This is a genomic window from Agrobacterium sp. P15N1-A, from assembly GCF_044626815.1.
GTDB classification, from domain to species: Bacteria; Pseudomonadota; Alphaproteobacteria; order Rhizobiales; family Rhizobiaceae; genus Agrobacterium; species Agrobacterium leguminum.
The window spans coordinates 295,307-310,296 of record NZ_JBIUPF010000005.1; the positions used below are offsets into that span (position 1 = coordinate 295,307).

The 14,990-nt window shown below is 61.7% G+C and carries 14 protein-coding genes; 3 read left to right on the forward strand and 11 right to left on the reverse strand.

What is annotated here, in order from left to right:
* Positions 1 to 62 precede the first annotated feature (62 nt).
* The 3 genes from ACIK7D_RS18750 to ACIK7D_RS18760 all read left to right on the forward strand — a co-directional run bounded on the left by ACIK7D_RS18750 (position 63) and on the right by ACIK7D_RS18760 (position 3,838).
* Positions 63 to 1,772 carry a peptide ABC transporter substrate-binding protein gene (locus tag ACIK7D_RS18750; RefSeq protein ID WP_127758460.1) on the forward strand — a complete coding sequence of 570 codons (1,710 nt, stop codon included), beginning with the start codon at positions 63 to 65 and terminating at the stop codon, positions 1,770 to 1,772.
* A 142-nt stretch (positions 1,773 to 1,914) separates the two neighbouring features.
* Positions 1,915 to 2,925 (forward strand): ABC transporter permease, encoded by a 1,011-nt coding sequence (locus ACIK7D_RS18755; protein WP_080820590.1) that lies wholly within the window; start codon positions 1,915 to 1,917, stop codon positions 2,923 to 2,925.
* A complete protein-coding gene (locus ACIK7D_RS18760) occupies positions 2,918 to 3,838 on the forward strand; it encodes an ABC transporter permease (protein WP_003523158.1) in 921 nt (306 codons plus the stop codon). The genes ACIK7D_RS18755 and ACIK7D_RS18760 overlap by 8 nt, the downstream gene beginning before the upstream one ends.
* Before the next feature lie 164 nt (positions 3,839 to 4,002).
* On the opposite strand, the gene ACIK7D_RS18765 is transcribed toward ACIK7D_RS18760, so the two are convergent.
* The 11 genes from ACIK7D_RS18765 to ACIK7D_RS18815 all read right to left on the reverse strand — a co-directional run bounded on the left by ACIK7D_RS18765 (position 4,003) and on the right by ACIK7D_RS18815 (position 14,973).
* Positions 4,003 to 4,353: a ribbon-helix-helix domain-containing protein gene (locus ACIK7D_RS18765; RefSeq protein WP_400157038.1), complete on the reverse strand. Its 351-nt coding sequence runs from the start codon at positions 4,351 to 4,353 to the stop codon at positions 4,003 to 4,005.
* 70 nt (positions 4,354 to 4,423) lie between these two features.
* Positions 4,424 to 4,990, reverse strand: a complete 567-nt coding sequence (locus tag ACIK7D_RS18770; protein ID WP_400157039.1) for a DJ-1/PfpI family protein — start codon at positions 4,988 to 4,990, stop codon at positions 4,424 to 4,426.
* Positions 4,991 to 5,087: 97 nt separating this feature from the next.
* The gene (locus ACIK7D_RS18775; protein WP_400157040.1) at positions 5,088 to 6,485 is read right to left on the reverse strand and encodes an amidase; all 1,398 of its coding nucleotides are present in this window, start codon (positions 6,483 to 6,485) and stop codon (positions 5,088 to 5,090) included.
* A 53-nt stretch (positions 6,486 to 6,538) separates the two neighbouring features.
* Positions 6,539 to 7,360 carry an ABC transporter permease gene (locus ACIK7D_RS18780; RefSeq protein ID WP_003499034.1) on the reverse strand — a complete coding sequence of 274 codons (822 nt, stop codon included), beginning with the start codon at positions 7,358 to 7,360 and terminating at the stop codon, positions 6,539 to 6,541.
* Positions 7,357 to 8,307, reverse strand: a complete 951-nt coding sequence (locus tag ACIK7D_RS18785; RefSeq protein ID WP_400157041.1) for an ABC transporter permease — start codon at positions 8,305 to 8,307, stop codon at positions 7,357 to 7,359. The genes ACIK7D_RS18780 and ACIK7D_RS18785 overlap by 4 nt, the downstream gene beginning before the upstream one ends.
* A gap of 212 nt (positions 8,308 to 8,519) precedes the next feature.
* On the reverse strand, positions 8,520 to 10,055 hold the full coding sequence (locus ACIK7D_RS18790; RefSeq protein ID WP_400157042.1) for an ABC transporter substrate-binding protein: 1,536 nt from the start codon (positions 10,053 to 10,055) through the stop codon (positions 8,520 to 8,522).
* Positions 10,056 to 10,235: 180 nt separating this feature from the next.
* Positions 10,236 to 11,138, reverse strand: coding sequence for a LysR family transcriptional regulator (locus tag ACIK7D_RS18795; RefSeq protein WP_135399609.1), 903 nt, complete (start codon positions 11,136 to 11,138; stop codon positions 10,236 to 10,238).
* 259 nt (positions 11,139 to 11,397) lie between these two features.
* Complete coding sequence (locus ACIK7D_RS18800) at positions 11,398 to 12,147, reverse strand: ABC transporter ATP-binding protein (RefSeq protein ID WP_080820583.1); 750 nt, start codon at positions 12,145 to 12,147, stop codon at positions 11,398 to 11,400.
* Positions 12,144 to 12,980: an ABC transporter ATP-binding protein gene (locus ACIK7D_RS18805; protein WP_400157043.1), complete on the reverse strand. Its 837-nt coding sequence runs from the start codon at positions 12,978 to 12,980 to the stop codon at positions 12,144 to 12,146. The genes ACIK7D_RS18800 and ACIK7D_RS18805 overlap by 4 nt, the downstream gene beginning before the upstream one ends.
* Positions 12,977 to 13,909: an ABC transporter permease gene (locus tag ACIK7D_RS18810; RefSeq protein ID WP_065655287.1), complete on the reverse strand. Its 933-nt coding sequence runs from the start codon at positions 13,907 to 13,909 to the stop codon at positions 12,977 to 12,979. Before ACIK7D_RS18810 ends, ACIK7D_RS18805 begins: the two co-directional genes overlap by 4 nt.
* The gene (locus ACIK7D_RS18815; protein WP_080820577.1) at positions 13,906 to 14,973 is read right to left on the reverse strand and encodes an ABC transporter permease; all 1,068 of its coding nucleotides are present in this window, start codon (positions 14,971 to 14,973) and stop codon (positions 13,906 to 13,908) included. The genes ACIK7D_RS18810 and ACIK7D_RS18815 overlap by 4 nt, the downstream gene beginning before the upstream one ends.
* Between the last annotated feature and the right edge of the window lie 17 nt (positions 14,974 to 14,990).

Consider the following 14,990-nt stretch of genomic DNA (forward strand, 5'->3'; position numbering starts at 1 on the left):
CATGACGACGGGAAAAGCGTCAAACATTCAAATAGATAAAATCCAAAAAGGGGAAAACTACAATGAAGAAGCGCAGCGTTCTCTTTGCCAGCACGGTGGCGGCCATGGCCTTGGCAGGCTCTGCCGCCCATGCCGAGCGCGGCAGTGACGGCGAACTGAAAATCCTGTTCTGGCAGGCCGTATCGACACTCAATCCCTATCTTTCCGGTGGCACGAAGGAAGTCTACAGCTCGTCCATGGTGATTGAGCCGCTGGCGCGCTACGACGAAAAGGGCGAGCTGGTGCCGATGCTGGTCACCGAAATTCCGACGATCGACAATGGCGGCGTCGCGAAGGATTTGCTCAGCATGACCTGGAAGCTGAAAAGCGACGTGAAGTGGTCGGATGGCACGCCGTTTACCGCCGAGGACGTTATTTTCACCTGGAAATATTGCACCGCACCGGATGGCGGCTGCGCGCAGGCGGCGCAATATGAGGGCGTGAAGAATGTCGAGGCCGTCGACGCCCACACCGTCAAGGTCAGCTTCACCGAACCGAAACCCTACCCCTATTCCGCATTCGTCGGCGCACAATCGCCGGTCATCCAGAAGAAGCAGTTTGAAAAATGCGTCGGTGCTGCCGCACCCGGCTGCACATCCGCCAATTTCGGTCCCATCGGCACCGGCCCCTTCGTGGTCAAGGATTTCAAGCCGAATGACGTGATCAGCTTCGTCGCCAACACCAATTATCGCGACCCGGCCAAGCCCGCCTTCGCCACGGCGACCCTGAAGGGCGGCGGCGATGCCGCTTCCGCCGCACGCGCCGTGCTGGAAACCGGCGAATTCGACTATGCCTGGAACATGCAGGTGGAGCCGGAAATCCTCGCCACCATGGTGGCTGCCGGCAAAGGCAAGCTTGAGACAGCCTTCGGCACCCAGGTCGAGCGTATCAATCTCAACTGGTACAATGCCGATCCGTCGCTGGGCGACAAGCGCTCCACCAAGGAGGGCGGCCCGCACCCGGCCCTTTCCGATCCGGCCGTGCGCCGTGCATTGTCGCTTGCCATCGACCGCGATGTCATCGACGAAGCGGGCTATGGCGAAGCGGGCAAGCCGACCTGCAACATCGTGCCGGCTCCGGAAGCTGTCGCTTCCACCAAGAATGACAGCTGGTGCCTGAAGCAGGATGTGGAAGGGGCAAACAAGCTGCTCGACGATGCAGGCTGGGTGAAGGGCGGCGATGGCATTCGCGCCAAGAATGGCGTGAAGCTCTCCTTCCTCTATCAGACCTCCACCAACTCGGTTCGCCAGGCCACGCAGGAGCTGGTGAAGGACATGTGGTCGCAGATCGGCGTTGCCTCCGAACTGCGCAATGTCAGCGCCTCGGTCTTCTTCGGCGGCGACCCGGCAAGCCCGGATACCTTCCAGAAATTTTATGCCGACGTTGAAATGTACACCAACAATTTCGACGGCACGGACCCGGAGAAATATCTGGCGGAATGGCTGTGCGACAAGATCCCGGCCCCGCAAAACGGCTGGCAGGGCCAGAATATTCCGCGTTATTGCAACCCGGAATTCGACAAGCTGGTGGGTGAACTCTCCAAGACCGCGGACCTTGCCAAGCGTGGAGAGATTTCCAAACAGCTCAATGACATGCTGACGGAGGAAGGCGCGCATATTCCGCTCATCCACCGCGGCAGCGTTTCCTCGCATTCGCTGACGCTGGAAGGCGTTCGCATGAATGCCTGGGATTCGGAACTCTGGAACGTCGCGGACTGGTCCCGCAAGAAGTAACACGCAGATGGGCCGGCTTCTCCCCCGGAGAGGCCGGCCTTCTGCATGCCCCTGGACCATGATCTGAAGACACATTTGCCGCGTTAAGGCGAAAACGCTCCCAATTTTCGTCCTGCCGCGCTCTGGGTCTGGAGAGTTTCAGATGTTTACCTTTACGCTCCGGCGGCTCGCCTTTGCCGTACCGACGCTGCTCGTCATCAGCTTCGTCATCTTCGCGCTGCTCGATCTTGCGCCGAACGACCCGACCGGCGACCTGCCGCTCACCATCCCGCCTGAAGTGCGCGAGCAAATCCGCGCCTCGCTCGGCCTCGACCAGCCCTTCTTCATCCGTTACCTGATGTGGCTGCAGCAATTCTTCATCAACGAACCGCTGAACCTCTTCGAAAGGCTGACCGGCTGGCAGATCGGCGATGGCAGCCGCATGCGTGTCTTGTCATGGGCGACACGCAGCCCGGTGGTCGATCTCGTCATTCAGCGCATGCCGCAGACGCTGTGGGTGGTGGGCCTCGCCTATCTCTTCGGTGCGCTGCTGGCCATCCCGATCGGCGTCATTTCCGCCTATAAGCAATATTCGATCTTCGACCAGATCGGCACCTTCGTTTCGATGGTCGGTTATTCGGTGCCGACCTTCTTTACCGGCGTGCTGCTGGTGGTCGTCTTCAGCTCTTACCTGCAATGGTTCCCTTCCGTTTATGACACCAACCTTCAGGTGACCGACTGGGGCAGTTTCGTGGCGCAGGTGAAGCAGATGTTCCTGCCGGTGCTGGTGCTGACGCTCTACAATGTCTCGCAGATCAGCCGCTTCGTGCGCGCCTCCATGCTCGACAATCTGCACCAGGATTATGTGCGCACCGCGCGCGCCAAGGGCGTGAAGGAAAAATCCGTGCTGCTCGTGCACGTGCTGCGCAACAGCCTGATCCCGGTCGTGACCGTGATTGCGCTCGGCGTGCCGACCATCTTTTCCGGCGCCATCATCACCGAGCAGATTTTCCGCGTGAACGGGCTTGGCCAATTGCTGATCACCGCCGTTCAGGGCGCGGATATTCCGCTGGTGCAAACGCTCACCTTCATTTTCGCGGTGCTTATCGTGCTCTTCAACCTGATTGCCGACGTGCTGTACGGCATTCTCGACCCGAGGATCCGCTATGACTGACGCCACCATCGCAGCGCCGACGGTTGCGGCCACCCCCACGCAATCCGCCCTTGCCGATATCTGGAAACAGTTCCGCGTTCACAAGGGCGGCGTGGCGGGCCTATTCGTCTTCGTCTTCATCCTGCTTGCGGTCTATGTCGGCCCCTATATCCACACCGTTGCGCCCAACGCCATCAACGTGAAGGCGCGCAACCAGTGGCCGTCGCTTGCGCATCCCTTCGGCACCGACAATCTCGGCAAGGACATGCTGGCGCAGGTTCTGGCCGGCGGGCGCATTTCGCTTGCCGTCGGCATCACCGCCATGTTGCTGGCGCTGTTTCTCGGAACGCTGGTGGGCGTACTGTCTGGCTATTTCCGCAGGCTGGACGGCCCGCTGATGCGCCTGACCGACCTGTTCCTGGCGCTGCCGCTTTTGCCGCTGCTGCTCGTCATCCTGATGCTGTTTCGCGATACGTTGCGCGCCGCCTTCGGGCCGGAAACCGGCATCTTCATCCTCATCGTCTTCGTGATCGGGATAACCAGCTGGATGCATACGGCCCGTATCGTGCGCGGCGATGTGCTGACGATCAAAAGCCAGGAATTCATCATGGCGGCGAAATCGAGCGGCATGCGCGAATACCGCATCATCCTCAGGCATATATTGCCGAATGTACTGAGTTCGATCATGGTCTCGGCCACCCTCGGCATTGCCGCCGCCATCATCACGGAATCCGCGCTCTCCTTCCTCGGCCTCGGCTTCCCCTCCGACTTTCCGACCTGGGGACGGCTGCTGTTTGATGGCGCCAACTTCCTGCAACTGACACCGTCGCGCGTGTTATGGCCGGGGCTGGCGATTTCGCTGACGGTTCTGAGTGTGAACTATATCGGTGATGCGGTGCGCGATGCGCTCGATCCGCGGGCGCTGAAGAGCTGAGCGCTCCCCGTCCCTTATCCCTGTGCTTGTCACAGGGATCCAGCCAGCCCAAGTCCTTGGGCTGAAAGGACTCTCCCCGTCGCGCGGACGCGCGTCGGCTGGATTCCTGTGACAAGCACAGGAATGAGGTTGAGGGGAGCCCCGGCACAAAAGCGGGACGCACCCTAGTGGTAATTCACCTGTTCCGCCTCAAGGATGCTGTCCGCATCCAGCGCCGCAATCGGAATATCGCTGCGCGCCGGAATATCGCCGGAAAGCTGAAGCGCCAGATAACGCCCGCAGCAGACCCGAAGGAATGAGGTGAAATTGCCGAGATCGTGCCCGGCATCGATCGATTCATTATAAAGCTTGGCGATGAGCTGCACGCTGTTCATGCCGTCACGCCGCGCGATCTCGTCCAGCGTCGCCCAGAAAAGGTTTTCAAGCCGCACGCTGGTGACCATGCCATCGATCCTGAGCGACCTTGTATGGCTTTCCCAAAGCGTCGGGTCTGCCTTGATGAAAAGCTTGCACATGGTTTCCTCCCTTACCACGCCTGAAAGATAGGCGGAAAACGGGGCTGGAAAAAGCCCCGTTTCGCCGACCTTATTTGCCGAGCACGGCCATGAATTGCGAAAGCCAGGCCGGATGCGCCGGCCATGCGGGCGCCGTTACCAGCTTACCGTCGGTAACGGCCGCATCGATGGCGATATCGGCATAGGTGCCGCCGGCCAGTTCCACTTCGGGGCGGCAGGCGGGATAGGCAGAGCAGGTACGGCCCTTCAAGACGCCCGCAGCGGCGAGCAATTGCGCGCCATGGCAGACGGCGGCCACTGGCTTGTCGGCCTCGAAGAAATGTTTCACCGCCGAAAGCACATCCGCATTGAGGCGCAGATATTCCGGCGCGCGACCGCCCGGAATGACAAGCGCATCGTAATCCGCAACCTTGATATCGGCGAAGGTGGCGTTGAGCGCGAAATTATGGCCGCGTTTTTCCGAATAGGTCTGGTCGCCCTCGAAATCATGGATGGCCGTGGCAATGGTCTGGCCCGCCTTCTTGCCGGGGCAGACGGCATGCACCGTGTGGCCGACCGCCGACAAGGTCTGAAACGGCACCATGGTTTCATAATCCTCGGCGAAATCGCCGGCGATCATCAAAATCTTCTTCGGCATGTCTGCTCCTCCCGTTTTCGAATGCCTCTGGGCACCCTAACAGGCGGGATCGAGATGCGGGTATTATGGCAATACTACAGGGCCGATAAAGGTGGGATCAGCGAGCCTGCGGCGGCTGCGGCCAGCGTCTCACACCGCCGCCCCAATTCTCGAAGGCTTTTGAAAGCTTCAGCACGAACAAATCCTCGTAACGCGGCCCGACGATCTGCAAGCCGATGGGCATTCCCGATCTGGAGAAGCCGCAATTGATCGAGGAGGCCGGTTGTTCCGACATGTTCCACGGCACGGTGAAGGCGATATGTTCGAAGGGCCGTTCCGGATCATTGGTGGGCGAGGCCCAGTCGGCCGGATAGGACACGACGGGATTGACGGGTGAAATCACCGCATCAACGGACTGCATCAACCGCCCGCAGGTCTTACGCATTTCCATGGTCTGGTTGAAACCGAAAACGGCGCGCGAACCGGAAATATCCGCCCCCTTCTGCGCCCATTCATGAATATAGGGAAGGATCGCGGCGCGACGGTCAGCGCTCAGCGCCGCCATATCGCCCCAGAACTTCGCCCGCCAGAAATCATCCAGCCCATCCAGCATTTCCCGCGTCAGCACCGGCTCGACCGGGATGACGATGGCGCCCGCAGCCTCGAACAGCTTCGCGGCGGAAAGCACGGCGTCGCGCACCTCTTCGTCCAGCGGCAGGCCGCAGCCGGCATCCAGCATCAGGCCGATTTTCAGGCCCTTCACATTAATATCGAGGTCCATCCAGTTGATATCGTTGGGCGGCAGCGAGGTGCCGTCGCGCCAGTCGGGTCGCGAAAGCGTCGCCATGGCATAGGCGGCATCGGCAACGGTGCGGGTCATCGGCCCGGCGCAGCGGCCGGTATAATAGGGATCGACCGGGATGCGGCCCTGGCTCGGCTTGAAACCGAACAGGCCGGTCCACCCCGCCGGCAGCCGGACCGAGCCGCCAATATCCGTGCCGATATGCAGCGTGCCGTAACCCGCAGCTCCGGCCGAGGCCGCACCGGCGCTGGAGCCGCCGGGGTTCTGGGTGGGGTCCCACGGATTGCGGCTGAGCTTGTGGAAGCTGGAAAGGCCGGAGGAGAGCATGCCGTAATCCGGGCAGGTGGTCTTGGCGTAAATAATCGCGCCATCCTCACGGCAGCGGGCGGCCACCGGCGCGTCCTCAACCGCGGGCACCAGTTCCACCGCCCTCGTGCCAAGCGGCACCGGATGGCCTTTCGTGGCGATCAATTCCTTCAGCGAAACCGGAATGCCATCGAGGGGCCCGAGCGTTTCGCCCTTTTGCCAACGTTCCGTCGAGGCCAGCGCCTGCCTGCGTGCATCTTCCGGATCATAGGCGTAAAGCGCATTCACCACCGGTTCGAAAGCATTGATGCGCGCCTCCACCGCCTGCCAATATTCCGATGGCGAAAGCTTCTTATCCCGGTAAAGCGCCAGGATTTCGAGCGTGTTGAGGTCTATGAGATCGGTCATGGCATCGTCTCGTCAGAAAAACAGGAAATAAGGGCGACAGCTTTTTTGAGCGGTCAGCTCGTATCGCGCGGGTCCAGCAGGTCGCGCAGGCCGTCGCCGAGAAGATTGAGGCCGAAGACGGCGAGCGCAATCGCAAGGCCGGGCATGATGGCGAGCCAGGGTGCGGTGCCAAGATAGGTCTGGGCATCGGCCAGCATCCGCCCCCAGGTGGCGGCGGGCGGCGGCATGCCGAGACCGAGGAAGGAAAGGCCTGCTTCCGTCAATATCGCAAGACCGAGCTGGATCGTCACCTGCACAATGATCTGGTTGGAAATATTCGGCACGATATGGAAAAGCGTGATCTTGGCGCGGTTCTGGCCGATGCTGGTGGCGGCGGTGACATATTCCCGCGACCATATCTGCAACGCCGCCCCCAGCGTCAGCCGGGCAAAGACCGGCACCATGAAGGTGGCGATGGCGATGATGGCGGTAAAACGGCCCGTGCCGATGAAAGCGCCGAGCATCATGGCCGACAGGATAGGCGGCACGGCGAAGATGATGTCGCAGATGCGCATGACCACGGTTTCGGTGAAACCGCGCAGCGCCGCAACCGCCACGCCGATGGTCGTGCCGATAAATGCGCCGATGGCGACGGCGGCGATGGAGGTGGACAGCGAGTTCCACGCACCGGCCATCAGCATCGACAACACGTCGCGGCCGAAATGGTCCGTGCCGAGGCCGCCATAAACGAAGGGCGATTTCAGCTTCTGGACGATCTGCATCTTTGTGGGGGACACCGGCGTCCAGACCAGCGACAGCAGGGCGACTGCGACCAGAAAGACCGTGACGGCGATGCCGACGGCAAAGGCGGGGCGGCGGCGGATCAATCGCATCATCGCGCACCTGCCCGCAGTCTCGGATCGATGAAGAGATAGGCGATATCGACCACGAAATTCATGACGATCACCAGCGCCGAGAAAAACAGCACGACGGACTGCATGACGACGATATCGCGCTGGGTCAGCGCCTGATAGGCAAGCCGCCCGAGGCCCGGCAGGTTGAAGACATTCTCCACCAGCACCGCGCCGGCAATGAGGAAGGTGAATTGCAGGCCGATCATGGTGACGACAGGGATCATCGCATTCGGCACCGCATGCCGCCACAGCGCCACCCGCTCGCTCAGGCCCTTGGCGCGCGCGGTGCGCACGAAATCCTCGTTCATCACTTCCAGCACGGCGGAGCGGCAGACGCGGGTGAGAACCCCGGCCTGCGACAGCGCCAGCGCGATTGCCGGAAGGATGAGCGCCGTAAGGCCTGCTGAAAAGCTCGGCGTCCAGCCGGGAAAACCGCCGGCCGGCATCCAGCCGAGCGTGGTGGAAAAGACGATGATGAGCAGCAGCCCGACCCAGAAGCCGGGCACGGCAATGCCCACATGCGAAAACAGCCCGGCCGCAAAATCCAGCGCCCCGTTACGGCTCCTCGCCGCCGCCACGCCGAGCGGAATGGCGATGGCCACCGAAAGGCAAACGGCCAGCAGCGCAAGCGGCAGGGTAACGGCCAGCCGCTCCAGGATCAGCCCCGCCACCGGCACGCCATAGGTATAGGATTGCCCGAGATCGCCATGAAACACGCCGGCCAACCAGTGGAGATAACGCAGCGGCAGCGGCTGATCGAGGCCCATCTGCTTCTGCAGCGCGGCGAGCGTATCGGGGCTCGCCGAGGTTCCGAGCATGATGGCCGCCGGATCGCCCGGCAGCAGGCCCATGACGACATAGATGATGAGGGAGACGGCAAACAGGGTGATGACGAGGCTTAAAAGACGCCGGATGAGGACGGCTAACATCTGGCATCTTCTCCTTGCTTTGTTTCGCCTGCGGTCGAAGGTCCAGTTATCTCTCTCCCGTCATTCCGGCCTTGAGCCGGAATCCAGCCGACGCGCGTCTGCGCGGCGGAGAGAACCCTTTCAGCCCAAGGACTTGGGCTGGCTGGATGCCGGATCATCCTCGGGCTCGACCCGGGGACCGGCATGACGGAAGAAACGGGTATCGACAAACGTCACTCTTCCCAATGCACATCCGTCAGCACATTCGAGGGAATGGGCTCGTTTTCCCACAGCCCCTTTACCTTCCTGTCCCAGACGCCGAGTTTCGGCATGACGAAAAGATAAAGGGCGGGCACGTCTTCCGCGAGGATTTTCTGGGCTTCGCCATAGAGCTTTTCCTGCTCGCCGGCATCCGCCGTCTTTTCCACATTCGCCACGACCTCGTTGAAGGCCGGGTTCTTGTAATTGAAATAATAGGGGTCGCGCGCATAGATATCGATATCCATCGGCTCGGCATGGGCAACGATGGTCATGTCGTAATCCGCGCCCTTCAGGACATCCGCCACCCATTTCGCTGGAAACTCGGTGGTCTCGATGGTCATGGTCACGCCGATTTCGGCAAACATTGCCTGCAGGATTTGCGAGGTGCGCTGGGCATAGGCCATTTGCGGGGCCTTGATGGTGAAGCTGAATCCGTCCGGATAACCGGCTTCCGCAAGCAGCGCCCTGGCCTTGTCGATATCATAAGGGTGAACGCCCGTCGTATCGATATAGCCGCGGTCATTCGGCGTGTAATGGCTGCCGATGGCCGTGCCGAAGCCGGACCAGGCGCCTTCGATGACAGTGCCGCGATCCACAGCCATCATCAGCGCCTGACGCACGCGCTTGTCATCGAAAGGCTTGCGGGCATTGTTCATGCCGGCCACGACCTTCAACTCGGTATTGCCGACGAAGGTGCCGAGGCGCGCGTCGCCATCGAAGGAGGTCATCAGTTCCGGCGCGCCGAATTCCGGGAAGGCATCGATATCGCCGGATTTCAGTGCGGCGGCCTGCGCCTGCGGATCGGACACGAAACGGAAGGTCGCCTTGTCGAGCTTTACCGAAACGGCCTTGTCCCAATAGGCGTCATTCTTCTGCAACTCGACCTTGTCGCCCTTGGCCCAGTTAACGAATTTGAACGGTCCGGTGCCGACAGGAGTGGTGCGGTTATTCTCCGCGCTTTTCGGCGCCACCATCACGGAGGCGGGCCAGCCGAGCCAGTAGAGAAGGCTGCCGGCCGGCTGCTTCAGCTTCAGCACCAGCGTTGCCGCATCCGGCGTCTCGATAGTGTCTATGGCGGCGAAGAAGCGTTTCTGCGGATTGACCGAGCTTTCGCCACGCGCCCGATCCAGCGAAAATTTGGCGACAGAGGAATCGAAAGCCTCGCCATCATGGAAGGTCACGCCCTTGCGCAGCTTGAACGTATAGGTCTCGCCATCAGGGGAAATTTCCCAGCTTTCGGCAAGCTGCGGCTTTACCTTGCCCTCGCGGTCGATCTTCACCAGACCTTCGAAGACATTCTGCCAGGTGACCTGACCGATGGCGACGGGGGCGGCGATGGTCGGATCGAGACCGGCCGGCTCGACGGCCATGCCAAGCGTCAACGCGGTTTTCGGCGCGGCCTCGGCAACCTTTGCCGAAAGCGGCAGCCAGAGCGCCGTGCCCAATGCAAGGGTCAGCGCGGTACGGCGCGAAAGCGTTGCCGCCTGCGAAAGATAAGTGCGTGGCATCATTGTCCCCTGTCTGGCGGCCGGGGCATTTTTGCCCTCGGAAGACCGCCCGTTGCAAAAAGAGTGTCATGTTGCAGGCGCACACACAATCTCGATTTTTGTGTGCTCCGTGTAGCTGAAATGGCTACACGGAAATGCAGATGGAAATCAACCTTTCGGGCAGATTGCCGGCCATCTCGCTTATCCCGCCGTCGCCTCGCGCATGAAGCGCTCGATGAAAGCGGCGAGCTTGGAGGCGGCGAAGGACAATTGCCGATCCGGTGCGACGCAGAGATCGATCTGGGTGTGGATGCCCTTCTTGCCGGAGAGCGGAACGGCGACCATCTGCCCGCTGCGGATTTCCCGCGCCACCGAAAGCGCCGGCAGAAGCGTGGCGGCGGCGTGGCCCAGCACCAGTTCCTTCAGCATTTCCAAAGAGCTGGTGATGAAGACGGGATCAAGCTCGATGCCCGCATCGGCAAACAGCGTGTCGAAGGCCTGACGCGCAGCGAAACTTTTATCCGGCAGGGCAAGCGGCAACCCGGCCAGCTCTTTCAGCGAGACTTCCGGCTGTGCCGCGAGCGCATGGCCGGCCGGGAAGATGGCATCGTAGCTGATGCGGGTGCGCGAGCGCACTTTTACGCCGGAAAGCTTCGGCGCGAACAGGCTGACGACAAGATCGGCTTCCGCCGCACCCAGCGCCTCCATGGCCTGGCGGGCGCTGGTAATATGCACCTCGAAGCGCAGTTTTGGGTATTTCAGGCTGAACTGCGCCAGCACCGGCGCCAGAAGATTGGCCACCGTCGCGCCATTGGCATAGACCGTGACCCGGCCGCGCTGCAGGCCCTTTAGGTCGTCAATGAGCTGGTGCACATGGTCGAGTTCCCGCAACGTCTTGCCGGCGCGGGCGGCGAGCAGCTCTCCCGCAGCCGTCAGTTTCACGCCCCGGCTGGAACGCTCCACCAGCGGCGAGCCGAAATAATATTCGAGATTTTCGATCTGCCGGCTCACCGCCGTCGGCGCCACATTCAGGTTTTCCGCCGCGGCGCGCATGGAGTTGGTGCGGACCAGTTCGTCGAAATACATTAATGCGCGCAGTTGCATGGGGTGGATACCTTGTTCGGATAGGTCACGTGGCGGTTCACCATATCATCGCAGCGTCGCGAGAAAATACTTCACGCGGGAAGATCGCTCGTGAAAGCAAAGCTCGCCGCTTGTTTCTTCTCCCGCCGGGGAGAAGGTGGCGCGCAGCGCCGGATGAGGGGGCGACGGCAAAGATATGCGGAGAGCTTGCCCCCTCATCTGCCCCTTCGGGTCATCTTCTCCCCGGCGGGGAGAAGAAAAAGGAGGCACCCTCGCGCCATCACGCGCGTTTGAAACCCTCGCTCGCCACCAGCAGCTGCCTTGTATAATCCGCACTGAATTCTCGGCTTTCCAGCGCCTCCGCCTCCAGCATTTCCACCACCTTGCCGCTTTTCATCACCGCGAGGCGATCGCACATATGGCTGATGACACCGAGATCGTGGCTGACCATGACGAAGGTGAGGTTGCGGTCCTTGCGGGCCTGTTCCAGCAGATTGAGGATTTCCGCCTGAATGGAGGCGTCGAGCGCCGAGGTCGGCTCATCCAGCAGCAGGATTTTCGGCTCGACGATCAGCGCACGCGCAATGGCGATGCGCTGGCGCTGGCCGCCGGAAAGCTGGTGCGAATACCGGAAGCGGAAGCCGGAACCGAGGCCGACTTCATCCAGCGCGCGGGCAATGCGCTGTTCGCGATTGTCGAGACCGTGGATGACCAGCGGTTCGAGCAGCAGCGCATCCACCGTCTGGCGCGGGTGCAGCGAGCCGTAGGGGTCCTGAAACACCATCTGCACGTCGCTATAGAAGCTCCTGTCACGACGCTTGCCGGCATAGGAGCGTCCGGCCACTGTCAGGGAGCCTTCATCGAAATGGTTGAGGCCGGCAATGGCGCGCAGCAGCGTCGATTTGCCGGAACCGGACTCGCCGACGATGCCGAAAGATTCGCCCTCGGCCACATCGATGCTGACGCGGTCGAGCGCGATGTAACCGTCGAAATCGACCACCATGTCGCGGACGGAAAGAACTGAACTCATGCGCGCCACTCCGGCTTGCGTTCCAGAACCGGCAGCGGATGCCGGTGGCCGCCGATTTCCGGCAGGCAGTTCAGCAGGCCCTGCGTATAGGGATGTTTCGCTTCCTTCAGATTGGCCGAGGACAGTTCCTCCACCACCTTGCCGGCATACATGACGAGGACGCGGTCGCAGAAGGAGGAGACGAGCCTGAGATCATGGCTGACGAAGATCAGCCCCATGCCACGGTCGCGCACCAGCTTGTCGAGAATGTCGAGCACTTCGAGCTGCACCGTCACATCGAGCGCCGAAGTCGGTTCGTCGGCGATCAGCAGTTCCGGGCCGCAGACCAGCATCATGGCGATCATGACACGCTGCCCCATGCCGCCGGAAACCTCGTGCGGGTAAAGATCGAAGACGCGTTCCGGGTCGCGTATCTGCACGGCTTCGAGCATGGCGAGCGTGCGCTGGCGCGCCTCGCCGCTGCCGATCTTTTCATGGGTGCGCAGGGTTTCCATGATCTGGTGGCCGATGGTCATGACCGGATTCAGCGAATATTTCGGGTCCTGCAGGATCATGGCCATGCGCTTGCCGCGCATGATCCGCCGCTCCTTTGCAGACGCCTTGAGCAGATCGATGTCGCCGAAGCGCAGCGCATCCGCCTCGATACGCGCATTTTTCGGCGTCAGCCCCATGATGGCGCGGCCTGTCTGCGATTTTCCGGAGCCGGATTCGCCGACGATGCCGAGACGCTCGCGGCCGAGCGTGAAGGACACGCCGCGCACCGCCTCCACCAGCCCGGTGCGGGTGGGAAAGGACACGCGGAGATTCTGGACGGTCAGAAGCGGCGCGCTCATTGGCCCGCCTCCTTGGGGTCCAGCGCATCGCGCAGGCCATCGCCCAGCAGGTTGAAACCGAGGCTGACAATGAGGATCGCCACGCCCGGCATGGCCGCGACCCACCATTGGTCGAGAATGAAGCGGCGGCCGGAAGCGATCATCGCGCCCCATTCCGGCAGCGGCGGCTGTGCGCCGAGGCCGAGGAAGCCGAGACCGGCGGCAGTGAGGATGATGCCCGCCATATCCAGCGTCACACGCACGATGAGCGACGACAGGCAGAGCGGCATGACGTGCTTCAGCACGATACGGAAGGGCGACGCGCCCATGAGCTTGACCGCGGCGATGAAATCGGAATTGCGGAAGGTCATGGTTTCGGCGCGCGCGATGCGCGCATAGGGCGGCCATGAGGTAAGCGCGATGGCGAGCACCGCGTTTTCGATGCCCGGCCCAAGCGCCGCGACCAGCGCCAGCGCCAGAACGAGCTTCGGAAAGGCAAGGAAGATATCGGTGATGCGCATCAAAACCGCATCCACCCAGCCGCCGGCATAACCGGAAACCGTGCCGACGATGAGGCCGACGGGGGCCGCGATGATGGCGACCAGCAGAACCACGAACAGCGTCAGCCGCGAACCGTGAATGAGGCGCGAAAGAATATCGCGGCCCTGATCGTCAGTGCCGAGCAGGTAACCTTCCGTGCCGGGTGGCAAAAGCCGGGCATTGCGCAGATCGCCCTGCACCGGGTTATGCGGGGCCAGAACATCGGCAAACAGCGCCACGAACAGCAGCGCGATGATGATGGCCAGCCCAAGCAGCGCCAGACGGTTTTCCGAAAAGCGCCGCCAGATGACATAGGCGCGGCCAAGCCGCGCCTGCCTGCGCGAGGCCGGCCGGTCGGAGAGAAGCCATTCGCGGCTATAGGGTTTGATCGTATCGGTCGAAAGGGTCATCGGCTGCGCGTCCTTGGATCGAGCGTCCGGTAAAGCAGATCGGAGAAGAGATTGATGCCGACGAAGATGGCGCCGATCACGATCGTGCCGCCGAGAACGGCATTCATATCCGCATTCTGCAGCGAATTGGTGATGTAGAGGCCGAGCCCCGGCCAGGCGAAGATGGTTTCGGTCAGCACCGAACCCTCGAGCAGACCGGCATAGGAGAGCGCAATCACGGTCACCAGCGGCACGGCGGCGTTGCGCAGCGCGTGGAACCAGATGATGCGTGTTTCCGAAAGCCCCTTGGCGCGGGCAGCGACGATATATTCCTGGCTTAGCTCGTTCAGCATGAAGGAGCGCGTCATGCGACTGATATAGGCCAGCGAAAAATAGCCGAGCAGACAGGCGGGCAGGATGATGTGGCGGAAGAGATCCCACAACACGTCCCATTGCCGCTGCCAGATCGCGTCGATCAGGAAGAAGCCCGTGACCGGCGTGAAGGTGAATTCATAAACGATATCCATGCGGCCGGGATAAGCCACCCATTGCAGCCGGGCGTAAAACACCAGCAGCGCCAGAAGGCCGAGCCAGAAGATCGGTACGGAATAACCGATGAGGCCGATGACGCGCACCACCTGGTCGGCAAAGCTGCCGCGCTTGACGGCGGCAAGCACGCCGAGCGGAATGCCGAAGACGGCGCCGATGATGGTGCCGAGCGTGGCAAGCTCGATGGTGGCCGGAAACACCCGCTTGATATCCTCCATCACCGGATTGGTGGTGAGGACGGAGGTGCCGAAATCGCCCGATAGCGCCTGTTTCAGATAAAGGAAGAACTGCTGCCAGAGCGGCAGGTTGAGGCCGAGCTGCTCACGCACCCGCTCGACCACATGCGCGGGCGCACGGTCGCCGACGATCGCCAATGCAGGATCGATCGGCACGACGCGGCCAATGAAAAATGTGACCGCCATCAGCCCCAGAAAGGTGGTGATGACGGTGACGGCGAAGCCGAGAACGGCTTTCACGCGGGCATTGGCACGGCGTTTGCCGTGCCTCGCCCTGCTGTTGCTTTCAACCATGCTCAAGAGACCGATCCTTCCGG